The sequence below is a fragment of the Candidatus Rhodobacter oscarellae genome (assembly GCF_001078595.1).
GTDB lineage: Bacteria > Pseudomonadota > Alphaproteobacteria > Rhodobacterales > Rhodobacteraceae > Rhodobacter_B > Rhodobacter_B oscarellae.
On the sequence record NZ_LFTY01000002.1, the window covers coordinates 1,692,512 to 1,713,870 of the forward strand.

Annotated in this window: 19 protein-coding genes, 1 tRNA gene and 1 pseudogene; 18 read left to right on the top strand and 3 right to left on the bottom strand. The window is 59.4% G+C overall.

Annotation, left to right across the window (positions count from 1 at the left end; translation table 11 throughout):
* The first annotated feature begins 1 nt into the window (after position 1).
* The 6 genes from AIOL_RS13025 to AIOL_RS13050 are packed head-to-tail and all read left to right on the top strand — an operon-like array spanning position 2 to position 5,924.
* Positions 2-544, top strand: coding sequence for a TRAP transporter small permease (locus tag AIOL_RS13025; RefSeq protein ID WP_082152574.1), 543 nt, complete (start codon positions 2-4; stop codon positions 542-544).
* Entirely contained in the window at positions 541-1,833 is a 1,293-nt protein-coding gene (locus tag AIOL_RS13030) for a TRAP transporter large permease (RefSeq protein ID WP_049643378.1), read from the top strand. The genes AIOL_RS13025 and AIOL_RS13030 overlap by 4 nt, the downstream gene beginning before the upstream one ends.
* A gap of 57 nt (positions 1,834-1,890) precedes the next feature.
* Positions 1,891-3,621, top strand: coding sequence for a dihydroxy-acid dehydratase (gene ilvD, locus AIOL_RS13035; protein ID WP_049643379.1), 1,731 nt, complete (start codon positions 1,891-1,893; stop codon positions 3,619-3,621).
* On the top strand, positions 3,614-4,495 hold the full coding sequence (locus AIOL_RS13040; protein WP_053101267.1) for an NAD(P)-dependent oxidoreductase: 882 nt from the start codon (positions 3,614-3,616) through the stop codon (positions 4,493-4,495). Before ilvD ends, AIOL_RS13040 begins: the two co-directional genes overlap by 8 nt.
* Before the next feature lie 5 nt (positions 4,496-4,500).
* The gene (locus AIOL_RS13045) at positions 4,501-5,199 is read left to right on the top strand and encodes a GntR family transcriptional regulator (protein WP_049643381.1); all 699 of its coding nucleotides are present in this window, start codon (positions 4,501-4,503) and stop codon (positions 5,197-5,199) included.
* Positions 5,200-5,237: 38 nt separating this feature from the next.
* Positions 5,238-5,924 (top strand): arylmalonate decarboxylase, encoded by a 687-nt coding sequence (locus AIOL_RS13050; protein WP_200898754.1) that lies wholly within the window; start codon positions 5,238-5,240, stop codon positions 5,922-5,924.
* 112 nt (positions 5,925-6,036) lie between these two features.
* On the opposite strand, the pseudogene AIOL_RS25930 reads toward AIOL_RS13050, so the two are convergent.
* Positions 6,037-6,147 (bottom strand): annotated as a pseudogene (locus AIOL_RS25930) (IS6 family transposase); the annotation flags it as partial.
* A 344-nt stretch (positions 6,148-6,491) separates the two neighbouring features.
* On the opposite strand from AIOL_RS25930, the gene AIOL_RS13055 reads away from it, so the two are divergent.
* The 6 genes from AIOL_RS13055 to AIOL_RS13080 all read left to right on the top strand — a co-directional run bounded on the left by AIOL_RS13055 (position 6,492) and on the right by AIOL_RS13080 (position 13,468).
* The gene (locus AIOL_RS13055) at positions 6,492-6,839 is read left to right on the top strand and encodes a hypothetical protein (RefSeq protein WP_152912520.1); all 348 of its coding nucleotides are present in this window, start codon (positions 6,492-6,494) and stop codon (positions 6,837-6,839) included.
* 198 nt (positions 6,840-7,037) lie between these two features.
* On the top strand, positions 7,038-9,077 hold the full coding sequence (locus AIOL_RS13060; RefSeq protein ID WP_049643384.1) for an ABC transporter substrate-binding protein: 2,040 nt from the start codon (positions 7,038-7,040) through the stop codon (positions 9,075-9,077).
* A gap of 404 nt (positions 9,078-9,481) precedes the next feature.
* Positions 9,482-10,495: an ABC transporter permease gene (locus AIOL_RS13065; protein ID WP_049643385.1), complete on the top strand. Its 1,014-nt coding sequence runs from the start codon at positions 9,482-9,484 to the stop codon at positions 10,493-10,495.
* Entirely contained in the window at positions 10,492-11,640 is a 1,149-nt protein-coding gene (locus AIOL_RS13070) for an ABC transporter permease (RefSeq protein ID WP_049643386.1), read from the top strand. Before AIOL_RS13065 ends, AIOL_RS13070 begins: the two co-directional genes overlap by 4 nt.
* Positions 11,637-12,629, top strand: a complete 993-nt coding sequence (locus AIOL_RS13075; protein WP_049643387.1) for an ABC transporter ATP-binding protein — start codon at positions 11,637-11,639, stop codon at positions 12,627-12,629. Before AIOL_RS13070 ends, AIOL_RS13075 begins: the two co-directional genes overlap by 4 nt.
* On the top strand, positions 12,626-13,468 hold the full coding sequence (locus tag AIOL_RS13080) for an ATP-binding cassette domain-containing protein (protein ID WP_049643388.1): 843 nt from the start codon (positions 12,626-12,628) through the stop codon (positions 13,466-13,468). Before AIOL_RS13075 ends, AIOL_RS13080 begins: the two co-directional genes overlap by 4 nt.
* Positions 13,469-13,652: 184 nt before the next feature.
* Here the strand turns inward: AIOL_RS13080 and AIOL_RS13085 are convergent, their stop codons facing one another.
* Positions 13,653-14,972, bottom strand: coding sequence for an ATP-binding protein (locus AIOL_RS13085; protein ID WP_049643389.1), 1,320 nt, complete (start codon positions 14,970-14,972; stop codon positions 13,653-13,655).
* A 40-nt stretch (positions 14,973-15,012) separates the two neighbouring features.
* Between AIOL_RS13085 and AIOL_RS13090 the strand changes: the two genes are divergently transcribed.
* The 6 genes from AIOL_RS13090 to AIOL_RS13120 all read left to right on the top strand — a co-directional run bounded on the left by AIOL_RS13090 (position 15,013) and on the right by AIOL_RS13120 (position 20,874).
* Complete coding sequence (locus AIOL_RS13090) at positions 15,013-15,918, top strand: MBL fold metallo-hydrolase (protein ID WP_049643390.1); 906 nt, start codon at positions 15,013-15,015, stop codon at positions 15,916-15,918.
* Positions 15,919-15,980: 62 nt separating this feature from the next.
* Positions 15,981-16,055, top strand: a tRNA-Asn gene (locus tag AIOL_RS13095).
* Positions 16,056-16,174: 119 nt separating this feature from the next.
* Entirely contained in the window at positions 16,175-18,193 is a 2,019-nt protein-coding gene (locus AIOL_RS13100) for a site-specific integrase (RefSeq protein WP_160314482.1), read from the top strand.
* Between the two features lie 366 nt (positions 18,194-18,559).
* Positions 18,560-19,363, top strand: coding sequence for a hypothetical protein (locus tag AIOL_RS13105; protein ID WP_152912521.1), 804 nt, complete (start codon positions 18,560-18,562; stop codon positions 19,361-19,363).
* Positions 19,364-19,429: 66 nt separating this feature from the next.
* On the top strand, positions 19,430-20,482 hold the full coding sequence (locus AIOL_RS13115; RefSeq protein WP_152912522.1) for a hypothetical protein: 1,053 nt from the start codon (positions 19,430-19,432) through the stop codon (positions 20,480-20,482).
* Positions 20,483-20,499: 17 nt separating this feature from the next.
* The gene (locus AIOL_RS13120) at positions 20,500-20,874 is read left to right on the top strand and encodes a hypothetical protein (RefSeq protein WP_152912523.1); all 375 of its coding nucleotides are present in this window, start codon (positions 20,500-20,502) and stop codon (positions 20,872-20,874) included.
* A gap of 17 nt (positions 20,875-20,891) precedes the next feature.
* Here AIOL_RS13120 and AIOL_RS13125 read toward each other — a convergent pair whose 3' ends face one another.
* Positions 20,892-21,329 carry a hypothetical protein gene (locus AIOL_RS13125; RefSeq protein ID WP_049643396.1) on the bottom strand — a complete coding sequence of 146 codons (438 nt, stop codon included), beginning with the start codon at positions 21,327-21,329 and terminating at the stop codon, positions 20,892-20,894.
* Positions 21,330-21,359: the final 30 nt, after the last annotated feature.

A 21,359-nucleotide genomic window follows, 5' to 3' on the forward strand; every position in this document is an offset into this window, starting at 1 on the left:
CATGTCCAGCGATGCACCTCGCAACACTTCAGGGCCCCTAACCGGCCCTGAAGACCCTCCGGCGGCGTGGCCGCTCAAATGGCTGTCCGTGCTGTCCTGCGTTTTCCTATTCGCGATGATGGTCGTCACGTTCGTTGATGTCGTAGGGCGGTATGTGTTCCTAAAGCCGTTGCCCGCGGGCTATGAGATAGTCTCTCTGATGATGCCCGCGATCATCTTTCTGGCGCTTCCCTTGTCGGTCATTCGGAACAGCCACGTGACCGTCGATCTTCTTGACAGCTTCACGCCAAAGCGCTTCGCAGAGTACCGTGCAATCGTCATCAGCTTGATTTGCTCCGCCACGATGGCGTTGCTGGCATGGCGGCTGGCGATCCGATCACGAGATCAACATCGCTATGAAGAGGTCTCGGACGAGCTCATTCTTGAGCTCTGGCCGTTTAGCGCCGCCATGGCAGCCCTCTGTGCGATGACCGCTGTCGTTTTTCTGGTCAAGTTTGCCCACCAGATCCACGGTCTGAGACCAATTCAGGATAACACTAAATGATCGAAGCCCTCGCCGGCATGGCCTTGTTGCTGTTTCTGGCCTTTCTCAGAATACCCGTCGCCTTTGTCATGATTATTGTTGGGTTTTTGGGCATGGCTTACGTGGGAACCCCCACAGGCGCGCTCTATAACGTAGGCCAAACCGCCTATGACGCCGCCATAAACTATGAGCTTTCGGTGGTTCCGCTGTTTGTGCTGATGGGCAATTTCGTCGCGCGGTCACGCCTGGCGGAAGAGCTTTACAACGCCTCCAATGCCTTTCTGGGACACCGCAAGGGCGGGCTTGCCATGGCGACGGTCGTAGCCTGCGGCGGATTTAGCGCGATCTGCGGATCTTCGCTGGCCACGGCGGCCACCATGTCCAAGGTGGCCATGCCATCCATGCGCCGCTACGGCTACAGCGATGCCTTGGCCTCGGGGTCCATTGCGGCAGGCGGCACATTGGGGATCCTTATTCCGCCCAGCGTTCTCTTGGTGATCTACGGAATTCTCACCCAAACGAGCATTGGCAAGCTGTTTGCCGCGGGCGTTCTGCCCGGTCTAATTGGCGTGCTGTTCTATCTATTGGCCGTGCGCTTCACAATCTGGCGCAACCCCGCGGCGGGGCCATCCGCCGAGCGGCAAAGCTGGCCAGAGCGGATGCGGGCCCTGTCATCGGTTTGGGGCGTGGTGATCCTGTTTGGCGTCGTGATGGGCGGCATATACGGCGGCGTCTTCAGCCCGACCGAGGCCGCTGGTATCGGAGCAATAGGCGCGTTTTTCTTTGCGCTTTTCCGTGGAACTCTGACCTGGCGTTTGCTGTTTGAGATCCTTGAGGAAAGCGCCCTGACCACGGCGATGCTGTTCACGATCTTGATCGGGGCCCTGCTGTTTGCGAACTTCATCAACTTGACGGACTTCCCGCAGGCGCTGCTGGCGCTGGCGGCGCAGTTCTCTGACACGCCCTGGCTCGTCATCCTGGCGATCCTGCTGATCTACCTGATCCTGGGCTGCGTGTTCGAAAGCCTGTCGATGATCCTGCTGACCGTGCCGATCTTTTTCCCGCTGGTTGAGCAGCTTGGATATGATCCGATTTGGTTCGGCATCGTGGTCGTGGTGATAACCGAGATCAGTCTGATCACCCCTCCGGTTGGGCTAAACGTCTTTGTTCTGCGCGGCGTTCTGCCCGATGTCAAAACGTCGACGATCTTTCGAGGGGTCACCGCCTTTTGGGTCGCCGACCTGTTTCGATTGGCCCTGATCGCTCTGGTTCCGCTCCTGTCGCTTTGGCTACCGGCATTCGTGAAATGACAGGCGGGCAAAAGGCATACCGAACGGCAATCAAGGCATATAACTCAGGAGCCGAAAATGGGAAATGAGCGTCGCAACACCACGCCCTTAAGGTCGCGCGTTACCACAGATGGTCTGGACCGCGCGCCGCATCGCGCGTTCATGCGTGGCTCGGGGCTAAGCGAAGAAGACATCGCCAAGCCGATGATTGGCGTCGTCTCGACCCACGGCGAAACCTCGCCTTGCAATGCCAATCTTGGCGATCAGGCGGCGCATGCGCATGCGGGCGTCAAAGAGGCCGGAGGCACGCCGCGCGCCTTCACCACGATCTCGGTCTCTGATGGGATCAGCATGAACCATCAGGGGATGAAATGTTCGCTCATGTCCCGTGAGCTCATTGCCGATTCCATCGAGCTTGTTATGCGCGGTCACGCATATGACGGGCTGGTCGGCTTTGGCGGCTGCGACAAGAACCTGCCCGCCATCATCATGGCCATGGTGCGCTGCAATGCGCCGTCGGTTTTCGTGTTTGGTGGCAGCACATTGGTTGGGCAATGGCGCGGAAAGCCCGTGTCGGTGCTGGATACCTACGAGGGCGCTGGCGCCGTGATGACCGGAGCGATGAGCCGTGAAGATCTTGAGGATCTTGAGCGCGCGGCAATGCCAACAATCGGCGCCTGCCCCGGACAGTTCACCGCGAACACGATGGGGATGGTGTCAGAAGTGCTGGGAATCGCGCCCCTGGGCAGCTCAATGATCCCGGCTGTTTATGCCGAAAGAGATTCCGTCGCACGCAAGGCCGGCGGTATGGTCATGGATATTCTCGAACGCGGCGGACCGCTGCCGCGTGATCTTATCACGCGAAAATCGCTGGAGAATGCATGTGCCATCGTTGCGGCAACCGGTGGCTCGACCAACGCCGGAATGCATATCTCGGCCATCGCGCACGAGGCGGGCATTACGTTCACCATGGACGACGTTGGCGCGGTCTTTGAACGCACGCCCCTTATCGGCAACCTCCGTCCCGGTGGTGCATACTACGCCATAGACGTGCACCGGCTTGGCGGCGTTGCTGTGATCATCAAAGAGCTGATCTCGGGTGGTTTCATGCATGGCGACACCTTGTGTCTGACCGGGGAAACGCTGGAACAGGCCGTGGCGGATGCCCCTGCCCCAGATGGCGAGGTGATCCGCCCGCTGTCAGATGCCATCGACAGTTCGGGCGGCGTGATTGTGCTTAAGGGTAACCTCGCCACCGAGGGCGCTTTTATCAAAGTCGCAGGCTTGAAAAAGCGGGTTCACGAGGGGCCTGCCCGCGTCTTTGAAAGCGAAGAAGACTGTATGAAGGCGATCCGCAAGCAGGACTATGAACCGGGAGACGTTATTATCATCCGCAACGAAGGCCCCAAAGGCGGGCCGGGCATGCGTGAGATGCTCGGGCCGACGGCTGTTCTTTACGGGCAAGGTATGGGCGAGAAGGTGGCGCTGGTGACGGATGGTCGGTTCTCCGGCGCAACGCGCGGCATGTGCATCGGGTACCTGTCGCCCGAAGCCGCCGCCGGCGGGTTGCTGGCGCTCGTGCAAAACGGTGACCGGATACGCATTGACACGAATGAGGCGCGGACCATGACGCTGCTGGTGGACGAGGACGAACTCGCATCCCGCCGCGCCAGGTTCGAACAAGCAAAGCCGCGTAAATTGGCCGGGGCGCACGAGAAATACGCGGCCCTTGTGGGCAGCGCTTATGCCGGGGCGGTGACCCATTCCGGCGCGGTGGAATGGCCATATGATGAGGTGCCCAATGACTAAGCCACGCATCGGATATCTCGGCATGGGCCTTATGGGCTTGCCCATGGCTTTGCGGTTATTGGCCGCCGGATACGAGGTGATCGTCTGGAACCGCTCAACCGAAAAATGCGGCCCGGCGGTCGATGCGGGCGCACGCCTTGCGACCAACCCAGCAGAGGTCGCGGCACAAAGCGATCTCCTGCTGATGTGTCTGACAAACGCCAAGGCCGTCGAGGCCGTTTTGTTCGGCCCCTCCGGGGTTGCCTCGGCGGAACATGTGCCAGAAGTACTGATCGACTTTTCATCCATCCACCCAGAGACAACCAAAGCTCTGGCGGAACGCCTCGCCTCCGAGACGGGCACGGCATGGCTTGACGCGCCTGTATCCGGCGGCACGCCCGCGGCCAAGGCAGGCACGTTGACCATCATGGTGGGCGGGCGGCTTGCGGATTTCGATCAGGTGCAACCGGTGCTGAAGCATCTGGCGCAGAACGTCACCCATATGGGTCCGACAGGCACCGGCCAGATGACCAAACTGGTCAATCAGGTGATTTCGGGCTGCACGATGGTTCTGGTGGCGGAGGCGGTCAATCTTGCGGAAGAGGCCGGCGTTGACGCAACACGGCTTGCGCAGGCGCTTGGTGGTGGTTTTGCGGATTCCAAGCCCTTCCAGCTGTTGGCCCCGCGCATGTCCGCCCGCGATTTTGAGGACCCTCTGGGGGCGGTGGCCACGATGCAAAAGGATCTTGTGACTGTCTGCGACGTCGGAGAAACGGTCGGCGCAAGCATGCCGATGACTGAAAACGCCTTGCGGCTGTTAAATGACACCGCAAAAGATGGGCATGCAGATGCCGACATCTCGACCGTTATCCTGACCTACAAAAGGGATAGATAAACAGGATGGACTACACGGCCCCGTCAATTCCTGAAGACGAAAAGCTCGCGTCCAAAGCGCGCCGCGCGATCGAGGATGAAATCCTCAGCGGTCGTCTATTGCCGGGCACACGGCTGGACGAGCGTCTTTGGGCCGAACGGCTCGGTATCTCCCGCACACCGGTAAGGGAGGCCATCCGGGAATTGTCGTCGCAAGGAATGGTGGATGCGCCCCCCCGTCAGCAAGCATATGTCCGCAAGGTTGAAGGCGCGGAACTGGCCGAGCTCTTCGAAGCCTTGATCGGCCTGGAAACCCTGGTGGCAGAACTCGCCGGGCGCCGCATATCCGACGCAGAGATCGCGACCTTAGAAGTGCTTCAGGGCCAATTGAGAAACGCCATGAAGAACGAAGATTCGCGAGAGTTTCAGGATCTGAACGTCAAATTCCACTTCGTTATCGCACAGGCCTCCGCGAACACGACCTTGTTGCAGACGCTTAAGACCGTGCGCCTGCGCGTCTCGCCCTACCGGTCGTGGCTGTTCGAAAAACTGGACCGCATGCCGCGATCCATCGAGGAGCATGACAAGATCATCGCGGCGCTTCGAGCACGCGATTCAGTCCTTGTTCGTCGCCTCACGCGGGAACATGAGATGATCGACAGCGACCGGCTGTTCGATTTCTTCCTCACCGCGAACAGATGCGACACCAGTGCCGGAGTGAAATAGCAGACCTCGCGATGCCTCCCTCCCCAGCCACCATTGGAATGATCGTCCCCCCGGCCGCCGGAGAGGTGCCCCCGGAACCCCTGGAGCTCTATCCGGACGTCAATTTCCTGGCCACGGGTCTGGCGATAAAGGACGTCTCGCCCGCAAGTTTTGAAGAGGTTCTCGATCGCATCGCCACCTGTGCCAAAACACTGGCCGTGCAAGGTGCTGACGTGATCTCTCTCATGGGCACCTCATTAAGCTTCTACCGCGGTCCGGCGTATAATGCGCAGCTGGTTGAGGTCATGAAGGATGCAACGGGCTTGCCTTGCACGACGATGACCAATGCCGTGCTTGATGCGCTAAGACATGTTGGCGGCGCGCGCATTGCGATTGCAACGGCCTACACGGATGCGCTCAACATCCCATTGGTCCGATACCTGGAGGCCAGCGGGTACTGCGTCGAAAACCTGGAGTCCCTTAATCTCTCGGAAGTAGAAGACGTCTTAAACGTCACCGACGCACAGCTGAATGAGCTTTGCTTGAAGACCGCAGCCGCAAGCCCCCAGGCCGATGCCATTTTTCTGTCTTGCGGCGGCTTGCACACCGCAGCGATCACGCAACCATTAGAGGACTTAACCGGCCTGCCGCTTATCTCCAGCGCCATGGCCGGCACCTGGGGCGTTGTGCGGCTCGCAGAACTGGACACCAGGGTTGCGGGATACGGCCAGCTTTTCGAGACTTAGGGCCCGACCGAAAGCTGCTGTCACAGGAATTCCAACCAGTCTCAGTTTACCGCAGATCGCCGGAACAAAGCCGACGCCGCTCGGCAAGAACGGCGCTTCGTGACGTAGCTTGGAGATCTTCGACACGTCTCAGGGGCAGAGGGAATCGAACGCACATCACGACCGCCAAGCGGATAATCTCAGGACTGGTTCTGAAAAACCTAAATGGAAAGCGTTTTGTCATCACAGCAGGTCGCGAAGCCGCCCCGCCCGGCTCAGGCCGGTTTTTTTAATTGCGCCTTAACCGGGCCCACCAATTCCTAATCTATTCTTTTAGCAAGAAAAATTCTTGCATTCGCGTGAGTATGCGTTACTGTCAACACAACCCCAACGCGACGATTACCGTTCCGTAACTCGTTCTAAGGTTCCCAGATACGCCTGACGTACTACCTTGTCTCTTACCAGAGCGTCGCAAAATTGACATGCCTCACCCCGGTGAGGCGAACGGTGAGAGACGAGATGCCGCTCAAATTCTCTATATCAAAAGACGACAAGCTTGTTTTCACACGCCACGAAAGCTTGGCGAGCATGACGGATGTCCGCGAGACCTATGGTACAATCTTTGCGCAGATAGCCGACTGGGGAGCGGCGACCGAGATCGCCGATATGACCGCCACCGAGATCACCGGCATAACCCCCGCGGATATGGCCTATGATGCCGAGGAATTATGCACCTTGTGCAAAAAATTTGGGCTGGAGATGCGCGTTGTATTCGTCGCACCCGATGACGGGGTCTTTGCGCTTATGCGTGTCTTCGCCACCCATGCCTCCTTCAAAAGCGCGCATTGCCTAAACGTTGTGCGCAACCGACAAGAGGCCGCGGAATGGCTGGAGATCAGCCTGCCCAGAATGGAAGAAAAAATAGACGCCTTATGAGCGGATCCTAGGTTCTCCCTGAGCGGGGAAGATTTTTATTCACTTATTTTCAATGGATTACCGGCCAAACCTCACAAGCTTTCACTGCTTTGTGAACGACGCCGTGGACAAAGCCTATAGATAAATCACATGTTGTCATATTCCTTTCATCTACATAGGCTTTGTACGGTTCGAACTTTAACTTTCTTGGGGGACTCCATGAGAAATATGACACTTACCGCAGGGGCCACGCTTCTGCTGACAACGGCAAGCTATGCCGCTTGCCCGGCGGTTACGCATTCAGATATGGGCGGCGTCGGAGCCGGCGCTTTCCCGGGCCAGTACGAACTGGCCGAGTTCGAGGCCGCTGCGGGCTGCACGATGGAATTCTCCGCCAACCCGGAGATGGACACCCTCAACGGTGAGCTGCGCGGCAACCCCGCCTTGCCCGCCCTGGCCGACCGCATCCCGGCCGAGCCGCTGGTCGTGGTCCCTTACGAAGAAGTCGGCGCCTATGGCGGCACCATGCACGCCCTGTCGAACGCCACCGAGGCCGGCACGTCGGACTTCCTGTCCATCCGCCACGTGAACCTGGTGCGCTACGCTGACGATCTTAACACCATCGTGCCTAACATCGCCAAATCCTGGTCGTGGAATGATGACTTCACCCAGCTGACATTTAACCTGCGCGCGGGCCACAAGTGGTCGGACGGTGCGCCGTTCACCTCGGCCGACGTGAAGTTCTGGTATGACAACCTGGCGCTGGACAGCAAGGTCATCGAGAAGCCCAAGGACTATGTGCTTGTGGGCGGCGAGCCGATGACTGTCGACACGCCGGACGCGCTGACCGTGGTCTTCAACCTGCCCGCGCCCAAGCCCGGCCTTCTGGCGCACTTCGCGACCTCGTTTGCGCAGGGCTTCCAGCCCAAGCACTTCCTGGGTCAATACCACCCCGACATTAACCCCGACGCCGACAAGCTTGCGGCCGAGTGTGGGTTCGAGAACGGCTTGGCGGTTCTGTCGGCATATTTTGGCAACAGCGACTGGACGGACACGCCATCGCCGATGCTGCGCACGCCCGACCAGGTGGCCTGCCTGCCCGCGGACACCCATCCGACGCTGGAAAGCCACGTCTATGTCTCGGACACCACCGAGGGTCGTAAGCTGGTTGCCAACCCGTATTTCCACATGGTGGACACGACCGGTCAGCAGCTGCCTTACATCTCGCGTCAGGACGAGCTTTATGCCAACGACAACGAGGTGCGCCTGCTCAAGCTGGTGAACGCCGAGGCCGACTATAAGTCGCAGTCGCTGACACTGGCCGGTGCCCCCCAGCTGATGGATGGCATGGAGAATGGCGACTACACGGTGCAAATGGCGCCGACCATCGCCATGGATGTGTTCTCGTTCAACCTCACCTCCGAAGATGAGGGCAAGCGCGAAGTCTTCGGCAACCTGGACTTCCGCAAGGCGATGTCGATTGCCATCAACCGCGACGAGCTGAACGAAGTGGCCTTCTTCGGTCAGGGCGAAGCCAAGCAGTATATCGGCTTCTCGCCGACGCCTGCCTTTGTTGATCCGGCGCTTCTGTCGTCCAACACCGAGTTCGATCCGGCGGGTGCGAAGGCCCTGCTCGACGGGATCGGCATGGTTGACACCGATTCTGACGGCTTCCGCGAGCTGCCCAATGGCGAAAAGATCGTGCTGAACATGCAGTTCGCCACGCAGGGCATCGCCGGCGAGGTTGTCGAGCTTGTGGCGCAGAACTGGGCCGATGTCGGCGTGCAAACCGCCGTCAAAGAGGTCACCCCGGACGAGTACCGCTCGGCGCAATCCTCCAACCAGCTTGACGTTGGCATGTGGAAAAAGGGCCAGCCGGTTGGCATCGTCCTTGGCAATAACGAGCTGTGGGTGCCGCCGTTCGAGAACTACTTCGGCCACCGCACCGGCATGCTCTGGGCGACCTGGTTGGACAGCAACGGCGCAGAGGGCATTGAGCCTCCGCAGTTTGTTAAAGACCTGATGGCGGATGTGGAGGCGTTCCAATCGGCAGTTCCGGGCTCGGCAGAAGCTGGCGAGATCGGTGCACGCATGGCCGCGGCCATGGCCGAGAACCTGCTCTTCATCGGCACGGTTCAGGCGCCGAACCTGGTCTACCACCGCAACAGCCTGGTGAACGTGGCCGAGTTCAAAACGCAGAGCTACGAGTACTACCGGACCTACCCCTATGTGGCTCCGCAGTGGTTCTTGAAGAACTAAGCGTAACGCGCTGAATTAAAACGGAAGCCCCCGAGAGATCGGGGGCTTTTTTCTTGCGGTACTCGGTCTTCGGTTAACGCCTTGTCCGCAGGGTTTACCAAAAATTAACCGCCCAGTGTTCCCCCTCCCTACCGCCCTTTATGGTTTGGTGATTCGGTGAAGATTTGCTGAATCTGGGCGAGCTTTTTTGGCAGATGTTTACACCCCGCTGCCCCGCATAGACCGGCTATTCGTGCGCGGCCCGACCCCACGCTCATCGCCATGCCCAAGAACTGTGCAGCAAATCCACACCACCGTTCGGTTCACGCGCTCTGGCCAAAATCTTCTTTTGCGGTCATGAAGAACCAAGGTTAAAATCCAAAACAAGCTCAGGCAGGTATCGCAGCCGAGGGGCACGGGGGACGATGTTACAATTTGCTCAATTCGCTGCGGTACGTGCGGCCATGGCTGTGTTCACGCTGCTGCTGGTCTCGCTGATCGTCTTCACGCTGATGGAGCTGGTGCCGGGCACCTGCGCCGAGCGCTATCTGGCGTTCAAAAACACCCAGGGCTCCGGCATCTCGGTCGAGGATATCCAGGCTGAAGAGCGCCGCTTGGGGCTGGACCGGCCATTCCTGGTGCGCTGGGGGACCTGGGTCGGCAACGCCTTCCGTGGGCAGTTCGGCGATAGCTGCATCCTGCGGCTCAACATCAACTCGCTTCTGGCCGATAAGTTCTGGATATCGCTGGGGATCTGCCTGACGGCGCTGTTTTTGGCCTATCTCATAGCGATACCTGTGGGCATTATCGCGGCCAGCTCCGAGAACGCGACCCTGAACAACAGCTTGCGGTTCATCAGCTATCTTGGGTTGGCGATGCCGAACTTCCTTTTGGCGCTGATGATCATGCTGGTGTCGACGGTGGTCTGGGGGGACAGCCTCACGGGGCTCTTCTCGAATGAATTCCGCGACGCGCCGTGGTCTTGGGACAAGGTGATGGACTTCCTGGGCCGCGCCTGGCTGCCGGTCTTCGTGCTGGGCTGGTCGGCCACGGCCTTTGCGCTGCAGACGGTGCGGGCGCTGATGCTGGACGAGCAGTCCAAGCTCTATGTGACCGCCGCCCGGGCGCGCGGGCTCTATGGTCGCCGGCTTTTGTGGCGCTACCCGGCCCGGCATGCCCTGGGGCCGATCGTGAATTCGCTGGGCTTTGACCTCAACCGCATCTTCAACGAGCTGCCCATCGTGGCGCTGATCCTGACGCTGACCGAGGCGGGCGCGCTCCTGCTGGGAGCGCTGGCGCAGTCCAACGACCAGCAGCTTGCCGGCGCAATCATCTTTCTGCTGACGGCGACCATCGTCGCAGTGAACTTCTTCACGGACATCCTGCTGGCGCTGGTCGACCCGCGCGTGCGCAGATCCGTCCTGGGGGCCAACGCATGAGCGACATGACCGACCAAGCCAGCCAAGCCAGCATCGACCAGCGCCGCAAAGAGGCCTACTTCACCGCCTCCCAGCGCCAGCTTATCTGGGCGCGCTTCAAGAAACAGCGCGCCGCCATGGTCGCCGCCACGATCTTGATGGCGCTGGTCCTGATGGGCGTCTTCGCGCCCTTCCTGTCGCCCTACGACCCCACGATCAAGGGCCGCGACAAGGACTATACCAACGGCGCGCCGCAGATCCCGCAATTCTGCGACCACAACGGCTGCAGCATGCGGCCCTTCATCTACGGCGTCAAACGCGAGCGCTCGATCCAGACGAACTTCCGCTGGGTGACCAGCATCGACACCGAGGACCGCCGCTATGTGCAGTGGTTCGTGCGCGGCGACGATTACCGGCTGTTCGGGATCAAGGGGAACATCCACCTGTTTGGCGTGGACAAGGGCTTTATCCACCTCTTCGGCACCGATGACACAGGCAAGGACATCTTCAGCCGCACGCTGCACGCGATCTATACCTCGCTGGCGGTGGGCACGCTGGGCGTGCTGATATCCTTCGTGCTGGCGCTGATCATAGGAGGGGTCGCCGGCTATTACGGTGGCTGGATCGACGGGGTGATCCAGATGATCACCGACGCGTTCCGAACGATCCCGATCATCCCGCTCTTTATGGCGATCGCCGCCTTCATCCCGGATACGTGGTCATCGGAGACGCGGTTCTTCTTCATCTCGATCATCATTGGCTTCATCAACTGGCCGACGCTGGCGCGGCGGGTCAGGACGCATCTGCTGGTCGAGCGCACGCAGGAATACGTGCTGGCGGCGCAGCTTTGCGGCGCCGGGCCGGGGCATATCATTCGCCGCCACCTGCTGCCCAGCTTCACCAGCTACATCATCGTGGACCTGGTGATCTCGTTCCCCTACATCGTTCTGTCCGAGACGGCGCTTAGCTTCATCGGGCTGGGGCTGAAGGACCCGGTGAACTCGCTGGGCGTGCTGCTCCAGAACACCACAAGCGCCGACGTGCTGCTGAACTACCAGTGGTACTTCATCCCGGTCTTCTTCTTCATCGCGCTGGTGATGGCCTTTGTGTTTGTGGGCGACGGGCTGCGCGACGCCGCCGATCCTTACGGGGGGCAGAAGAAATGAGCCTGCTTTCCGTCAAAGACCTCACGATCCGGTTCCGCACCGACGAGGGGCTGATCACCGCGGTCGAGAACGTCTCCTTCGACATCGCCCCTGGCGAGGTGCTGGGGCTGGTGGGCGAAAGCGGCTCGGGCAAGTCCGTGACCGCCAAGGCGCTGATGCAGCTCAACGGCGGCAACACGGTCTATGACCCGGCCAGCAAGGTGGTGCTCAACCTGCCCGACACGCAGCCGTTGGACATCCTCAGCTTCAAGCGCGAGCGCGATATGGGCGTGATCCGCGGCGGTGCGATTTCGATGATCTTCCAGGAACCGATGGCCAGCTTCGCCCCCGCGATCACCATCGGCAAGCAGATGGTCGAGCAGCTGATGCTGCACACCGACATGAGCAAGGACCGGGCCCGCAAGCACTCCATCGACATGCTGGACCGCGTGGGCATCAAGGACCCCGACAAGCGCATCGACCAATACGCGTTCGAGCTGTCGGGCGGCATGCGCCAGCGCGCGATGATCGCCATGGCGCTTTCCACCTCGCCCAAGCTTCTGATTGCGGACGAGCCGACCACGGCGCTTGATGTGACCATCCAGGCGCAGGTGATCGACCTGATGAAGGACCTGGTGGCCGAGTTCGGCATGGGCATCCTCTTCATCACCCACGACCTGGGCGTGATCGCGCAGACCGCCGACCGGGTCTCGGTGATGTATCTGGGGCGCATCATGGAGACCGGCCCGGTGCGCGACGTGATCCGCAACCCGGCGCATCCCTATACCAAGGGGCTGATCAACGCGCTGCCTAAGCTCGACGACCTCGACGCGCCGCTGACGCCGATCCCCGGCGACATCCCCTCGCCGCTCGAACGGCCGCCGGGATGCGTGTTTCACACCCGCAACCCCGACCACGTGCCGGGCTCGCGTTACGAGCGCGAGGTGCCGCCGATGAGCCAGGTCTCACCGGATCACTTCGCAGCGCTTTTCCCAGAGGATGTGGCATGAGTAACCTGGTCACCGTCACGAACCTGTCGACCCACTACCCGCTGGGCCAGCGCTTCTTTGGCGAGGCGCCGGTGCTGAAGGCCGTGGACCAAGTCAGCCTAGATATCCCCAAGGGCAGCTTTGTCGGGCTCGTGGGCGAGAGCGGCTCGGGCAAGACTACGCTGGGCCGCGCGATCCTGCGCGCCGCGCCGATCAGCTCGGGCACCGTGCGCTACAATGATGGCGAGGTGGATTACGACGTGGGCGCCTTGGATAAGGCGCAGCTGAAGGATTACCGCACCCGTGCGCAGCTGATCTTTCAGGACCCCTACGCCGCCTTGAGCCCCCGCATGACGGTGCGCGATATCATCGCCGAGCCGCTGGAGGTGATGAAGCTGACCAAGTCCCGCGAGGAGACCGACGAGCGGGTGCGCGAGATCGCGGCGAAATGCCGGTTGAACCTCGAGCATCTGCGTCGTTTCCCGCATGCCTTCTCCGGCGGGCAGCGCCAGCGGATCTCCATCGCCCGCGCCCTGGTGACGGGGCCGAAATTCGTGGTGGCGGACGAGGCGGTGGCGGCTCTGGATGTCTCCATCCAGGCCGATATCTTGAACCTTCTCAAAAGCCTGCAGAACGAACTTGATCTAACCTTCCTGTTCATCAGCCACGACCTGTCGGTGGTGGCCCATGTCTGCGACCACGTCGCGGTGATGTATCACGGGGTGATCATGGAGCAGAACGAGACCCGGGCGCTCTTTGCCAACCCGCAGCACGCCTATACCAGGTCCTTGCTCTCGGCGATCCCGTCGCTGGACCCCGATGACCGGCATCGGGCGGTGGTCTACGACCCAACCGCCTAGCGGACGCGCGGCGCGCCGCGAAAGCACCGCGCGCTCTGTTAACCATGGCGCGCGGGACGCAGATGCCCGACAGAAGTCCGACGTTTTGCCGACAAATGTCCGACGCCGGATTCTCCAATTAATCAAGGCCTCACGGGCCGATTCGCGCGCCCACGCGCCCTGCGCGTTTAGATTTCGGTAAGACTTACCGCGCCAGCACCAGCTCCGCGCGCAATCCGCCCAGGGTCTCGCTCTCTGCCAGCTCCACCGATCCGCCATGCCGATGCGCGATGTCATGCGCAATCGCCAGCCCCAGCCCGACCCCGCCGCCGCGGTCCTGGTTGCGCGCCGCATCCAGGCGCACAAAAGGCTTGAGCGCCTCTTCCCGCTGCGCCTCGGGGATCCCCGGCCCATCATCTTCGACACAGATCCGAAGCTCGGTATCACTCGCCTGCAATGACACCCGCGCGCGGGCGCCGTATTTCAGCGCGTTGCCGATCAAGTTCTCCACCGCGCGGGCTACCGCCAGCCGGCGCAGCATCGCCTGCACCGGGCGGTCCGGCATGGCCCCGATCTCTACCTGCCCGCCAGACATCAGGAATTTATCAACGATATCAACCATAAGCGCGGCGGCATCGACGCTCTCGGGATCGCCCAGGGAATCGCCCCGCGCGAAGGCCAGGAACTCCTCCACCAGCCGCTCCATGTCGCGCACGTCGCGCAGCATGGCGCGCGTCTCGTCGCTCTCCTCCTGCATCGACAGCGCAAGCTTCAGCCGCGTCAGCGGCGTGCGCAGGTCGTGGCTAATGCCCGAGAACATCAGGTTGCGCTGCTCGATCTGCCGCTCGATGCGCGCGCGCATGTTCAGAAAGGCCTGGCCCGCCGCGCGCACCTCGGTGGCGCCAGACGGGCGGTAGTGGCGCGTCTGCCCCTTGCCAAAGGCCTCCGCCGCGCGCGACAGCCGCCGGATCGGCCGCAGCTGGTTGCGTAGGAACACAAAGGCGATCACGGTAAGGAACACGCCGGCAAACACCATAAGAACAAGCAGTTGGTGCGGGTTGCTCGCAGAGACCCGGCGCCGGTCGAACATCGCCGACAGGGTGCCATGTGACGTCTCAAGCCAGACCCAGACCTGCCGGTTTTTGCTGAGGTCAAAACGCAGCACCTGCGGCAACTCGGCCCGCAGCGTCTCGGCCATGGAAAGCCCCGAGAGATCGTAGAACGTGATCACGTCTTCGCCCGGTGGCATCGGCATGCGTGCAACCTCAAAGGCCAGCGGCTCCGCCACCGGGTGCACCCAATCCAAGACAATATCCGATCGCGGCGCGCTCTCAATGATTTCAACCAAATAGCGCAGCTCCAGCGCCACGTTGCGGCTCATCTGCTCGGTCACGCCCGAGTAATGCCGCTGGATAAAAACGATCGAGACCACCAGCTGCAAGAGCACCACCGGCAGCAGCAGGATCAGCGCGGCGCGCCCATAAAGCGTGCGTGGCAGGTAGGCCTTTATTCCGTGACGCGTCATGGTCTAAGCCATAGCGCGGAAGCTCAGGAAAGGCGATTCCATGGACGCGGCATATGATCCGACCCCCGGCCTTGTCGCGCATCTTGAGCCAGGCCTGCGCCGCGTCCTGGCGCCGAACCCCTCGCCGATGACCTTCCATGGCACCAACACCTATATATTGGGCGAAGGCGAGGTCGCGGTCATCGACCCGGGCCCCAAGGATGCCAAGCACTTAGCGGCGATCCAGGCAGCGCTAGAGCCCGGCGAGCGGGTCAGCCATATCCTGGTGACCCATAGCCATCTCGACCATTCCCCCCTCGCCTCAGAGCTCTCAGCGGCCACCGGCGCCCCCATATACGCGTTTGGCGACAGCCTGGCAGGGCGCTCAGAGGTGATGACCCGCCTGGCCGCGCGCGGCCTGGCCGGTGGCGGCGAGGGCGTGGACCACGCGTTCCGGCCGCATGAGACCCTCGTTGATGGGGCAGAGATCACGGTCTCCGGCCTGACCCTTCAGGCCATCTGGACGCCTGGGCACCTCGGGAATCACATGTGCTTTGCCACACAAGACGTTGTTTTCTCGGGCGATCACGTCATGGGCTGGGCCAGCACAATGATCTCGCCGCCGGATGGTGACCTTACGGATTTCATGCGGTCCGCCCGCCTGCTCGAGGCGCGTACGGACCGCGTGTTCTACCCCGGCCACGGCGCGCCGATCCCAGACCCGCAGGCGCGGGTGCGCTGGCTCATCGACCACCGGCTGGCCCGCGAGGCGGCGATTCTGGAGGCACTTTCGCGCGCCCCCGCCCGGGTGCCCGCGATGACCCGAGAGATCTACACCGATGCTCCCCCCGCCCTCCTGAGCGCCGCCGAACGCAACGTCTTCGCGCATGTGATAGACTTATGCCAGCGAGATCTGGTCTCCGCGCGCCCGACCCTCTCCGCGGACGCAGAATTTGTAAGAAACTGATGCCAGACCGCAATTTCGCTCTGGACGCGCAAATTAACGGGGGCTATAGACGGCGCCGGTGATCCGGCGTAGCTCAGCGGTAGAGCAGTTGACTGTTAATCAATTGGTCGTAGGTTCGATCCCTACCGCCGGAGCCAAAATCCACATAAGGTTTTGGAAATAAACGAAAAAGCGCTCCAACTCGGGGCGCTTTTCGCGTTCTGGGCACATTCTCTGACACATCCGATGACACAAACCCCATGCGGGAGTCGGAGCATTGAGAAGACCAACACCATGCCTGCATCTGGAACGCAGGCCGTCGTCATTTTACTGGCGGCGGCGCGTCCCAGAGTTTTTTTCAAAAAACGCCTCAAACCGGTTTTTCGTATTTTCCTTGAAGACCGATGTGGTTCGTGAGGCCGAGGTGCTGGCCCGCCGTTTGACGTGGCTCAGCTCCCTTGCTTTCGACTACTCGAGAGGCGTTGCGAACATGGAAACAGGTCTGATGGAGCGGGTTTTGACCGAGCTGGTGCGATTTGAAATCGCAGCCTCGGATTACGCACGCGCCATTGCACCTGAACGCACCCGTGAAGAGGCGCAGATGGCCGCTCAACGAGAGCTGGCCTTGCAAGACACCCTGCGTGAAGCGCTGCTGTTGCGCAACCGTGAAGTGGCGCGTGCGCCTGTTCAAGCTGCCGCAGCGCGTCTCGGTGTAAACATCAATGGCAATGAGGAAAATTGGATGGTTATTGCTTATGAGGCGATCCGCGTTTTGCTGGATCTCAGTGTTGAGCGGTCAAAGCGCGATCAGGGTGTATTCACTGCGTCCAGTCACTTCTTTGAGGCGGCTATTAAAGAGGACACTGCCCCCTCAATGCCTGTTTATTGTGTGGAACCTGCGACCACCGCGATGCACGCAGCACCGGTTACTCAAGTGGTAGCAGAGCCTGCGACCGTAACCACTTCTGCACCTGCCAGCGCGCCACTGGCTACGTCTGAACCGATCCAACCTTCGCCCCCGAAGCCGACGAAGAAGGCGTCTATCAAGCTGTCGGAAGCATATGAAAAATACAGTGAGGCGCGTTTGGCGGGCAAAGAGGGCAAGCGACCAGAAGAGCTTGCAGTCAAAGCCAAAGGCGAGTCTTGGGAGCGGAACTCGTTTTCCAATCTGAAAGCCAACGCCAAGCTGATGATCGACGTCATTGGCGACAAACAGCTATGTGATTTGACGAAAGCGGATTTCATTGAGGCGTTTTCGATTATCCAGAGGGTTCCAGCGAACCACGGCAAATCCTCCAAGGAGATGCGAACGATCCGTGAAATCGTTGAGGCGACAGATCTTGACGAGCAGAAAAACAAGGCACGCGTTCATGCGCAATTGAAAAAAGCTGGTGCAAGTCAGGCCAATATCGAAGCCGCTGAGCATCAGGAAAGTATTGCGCGACTTCGTGTGAACACGGTCTATCGCCATATGCAAGACGCCCAGCGTGTGGTGCGATATATGGAGGCCCTTGGCTACCTCTCAGAGAGCTTCATGGAAAATGTGATGTGGTCCAAGAGCGAGTTGGAACGTCTCGAAATTCTGCAAGAAGACAACAGCCGCAAGATCTGGGGAGATGAGTTGCCAAAGCTGTTCCGAACCCCGCTATTCCAAGGTCAGATTGCCGACATTGGCGATCCCATGTTCTGGGCGGTGATCATTGCGGTTCTCCACGGTCTACGTGAAGAAGAGGTGCTACAGCTGAGCCTTGATGATATCCGGACTGAAAACGGTGTTGTCTATTTCGATATCAAGGTAGGCGCACCATGGCAGCGTTTGAAATCCAAAGCCGCAACGCGTCGTGTGCCTCTCCATAACAGTCTGATTGCCCTTGGTTTCCTTGATCTGGTGGCTATGCGGCGGCGCGAAGGTGAGGATCGACTATTTCCGCACCTGACGCGTGGGAAAAATCGTAAAACCCTGTCTGAGAACTTCACCAAGGATTTCACACGCTTCCGCAAGGCCAACGATGTCTATGAAAAGCGCATCGACTTCCACAGCTTCCGCACACAGTTCAATGTCGAACAGATCAAGGCCCGCACCGACAGTGAGTTGCGCCATATTCTCATGGGTCACGAGATGGAGACGGTGAACCTCAAGCACTACGGAGGCGATGGCCATGATCTTGAATATCTGCACGAGATTGTGCAGCGCGTAGACATCGACGTTTCGATGATCCAAAGCCCCTTTGCCGATGGCAAGAAGGCGAAAGTGTCTGACTTGGAGGCAACGAGAAAACGCTTGCGTGTGGTGTGATCTGCGAACCTTCCTTTGCACAGGAAATTTGAGCGGTAGCCACTTGGAAACAGGTGGTGAGTTTGGGCAGACGGGGCAACCTGTTTGCCCTTAATCACATCAAGGCACTGTCATTTCGTGATTTCTGGATTTCTATGTTTCGCTATTTCCGCGTGGGTATTTATGCGCGCAATCAGTCTCTTAAGGGTTCAAAATTGTCACGCATGCAGGTTTTGCATGGGATCTGGCGACTTTCGACATCACTTTTGCAGGTGTTTTCGCAGGGACGGCGACCACACCTGCATACGCGCAGAAAATCTTAACCGGAATCTTTTTGCCCCAAAGGCCACGTTCCCATGTTCCGCCTACCAAGAAAGGAACATGAAAATGCACTACAATCACACCAAATTTCGCATCTCTGCCTATGTGGCTGAGTTCATCAAAATGGCCGGGTTCTCTGCCGTCACAGCAAAGCTCTTCCTCGCATTGATCTTCCTGCAAGATCAAACCGAAGAAGGCTGGCCTATGTTCGAGGGAGACGAAGGATCACAGGACCACTTTGTCTTAGTTGCAGAACTCCGCGAGCTGGGTTTCCCATCCAAAACACGATCAAGCCGCTTTCTTCGAAAACCCGTTGCCGAGCTGGTCACCATTCCCGGGATCTTCGACCATCTCGAAATTGCGCCAAATGGTCGTTATCTTACTTGGCGGTTTTCGGCGAATTTCTTTGACGTAATGGCAGACATGGAGGTCTACGGGCTGATCGACGCAAGCGAGATCGCTCTGTGTCAGGGCAAATTTGGTGGCTCCCTGCTTGCGCAGATTCCGCTGCATCGCAAAAAGCGAATGTCGGAGTTTCGTTTGATCGGTCCCAGTAAGGGATATAAAGCTCAACCGGGTTGCGTGCTGCCAAATCTGGCCCCCAGCCAAATTGAACGGCAGTTGCGCCCTCTTTTACAAAGTTGGGCTGACGCAACCGGGCTTTCCTTCGCTGTCTTGTTTGTTCAGGAAGGCGCACTGCCCGGCTACACCGATGTCGTGATCCGGATGCGGCACAAAGAAACGCATTGGCCTGAAGGGCGCTTCACGAAGCGTTCAGTTGCTACCCGGATCTGGACCGTGACACCCACACGGAAAGCCCCGGTTGATGATAGCGCAGCGATAACCCCCGGAGGGCCCGCCTTTTTCTGAAAAGAAAAAGGGTTAGCGGGTTATCCGAAATTTCATTTTGGATAAATGCGGCCCTACTTTCTCGTTATGCGATACGTTCAAAATGATAATGCTGGTAAAGTCGGCGCCGTCAGGCAGGAGGCGTTGAAACCCTCCGATCTGGCCCGCGCCGAAAAACACGGCAAGCGCGAAGATGAGAGTAGTCAGAAACGCCGCGTCAGGGATGAAGAGGCTCTTGTCTATGGCACACTTGATCTGGCAGCAGCACGCGCCCAGCATATGGAGGGCGTCAAGCAGTCAGGCAGAACGGCCTGCATTCACACGTTTGTCCAGTTTCCGTCCAACTTGATAGACGGCACAGACAAAGAACAGCAGCTGCAAATGCTCAACCATGCGGTGCGCTTTCTTGATGATTTCCACGGGGGCGACGCAGTTTTCGCTGCACGCCTCGACCGTGATGAAACGGGGCGGCATACCGTCGACGTCTTCCTGCTTCCGAAATACGACTACCGCTACAAAGACGGACGGGTCTTCAAGAAAGCCAGCGTTTCGAAGTTCTCCAAAGAACAGGCCCGCGCAAGATATGTTAAGACGGACAAGAAAACGGGCAAGGCGATCATCGACCGCAAGACAGGAAAGCGCATTCCTCGCGACGATACACGAGCGCAGGGATCAGCTCTACAAGACGCCTTCTTTGAATATCTGCGTGATGAAATGCAGCTATCCGACGTAATGCCGCCGGAACGCAAGAAGTTCACTGCGAAAGACAGGGTGGAACCTGAAGAATACGGCCTGAGAAAAGACCGCGAACGCCTACACGACAATGCCCGGCAGCTTTCGGAAGCAGATCGCACTGCCCGGGAGCGAAACAAGCAACAGGCGGCTCAGAATAAGGCGCAGGCACGGTCCTTGGAGCATAGAGAGGCGGAACTGCTTGCGGAGAAGAAAACATTGTCAGAACAGAAATTAGCCTTTGAACAGTCCTCTGCGCGCCGTGCGGCTACGCTTGACAAGCAAGAGATACGGGTCAAGCGAGATGCCAAAACCGTGCGCAATGTCAGGATCACGAGTGGCCAGGGCGTTTCCCGTAAGCTGAATAGAATTCTGGATGAAAGTTTCGAAACGCAGGATGTGAGATGACACCACAACAAAAATTCATGAAAGATCTGGAAGAGCGCGACTACAGCAAATTGGCGGTGCCTCCGCAGTTTTTGCATTTCATCAAAATGCGCGATAAACTCGCGTACTATTCGCTTCAGCTGAGGCCGTTCTTTTATCAAGATCCGTGGGACCTGCCGGTGATCGTCGATGGTCGCAGATACACCCCCGCGGATCTAGTTACATTGCAAGGAACGGGGATGTCATCCGTCGAGTTCTTTGACCTTCTCACCGATATTGAAGTCGCGCTGATCGAAGCTGCCTCGCGGCGCGGGATCAGGCTGCGCAAGCGTCCGAAGGTAGATAAGGAAGACACCCTCGGCTCGATGCCGCAACGGACTAGGAAGGCCGGAGGCTACGCCCTGGGCGAATAGCCCAAGGCGCGGGTGTGTCAGCGCCAAAACCGCCACCAGCGCCGGGATTTTAGCCGTTGCACCTCGGCCATGGCGGCATCGGCACGTTGTTTTTCCGAAGTGGCCATTGCCTCAGCCTCTTCCACGCGGGCACGCAGCCTTGCAATTTCCGCCGCAAACTCTTCGGGTTCGCCGAATTCTTTCGCCATCGAAAGAACGCTTTTGTGAACCCAATCCTTGACAAGTCCGGCCTCCTTCCGACGCACTGCCAGTGCGCGCTGCCGTTCTGCGCCTGATTTGGGCTTGTTTTTGCCCTCTGCGGGTTCTGGCTTTGGGGCCAGTAGGTCCTTGGCGTTGAGCGTGAAAACACCGTCTTTCAGCTTCATGCGGGCTTCGGTGATTTCAATTTTGGCCAGTTCGCCTGAGTGGATTGCGGCTTGGATTTCTGGGTCGATATTGACGATTTGCGCGGTCATATGGGGTTCTCCGTTAGTCTAACGGGTTTG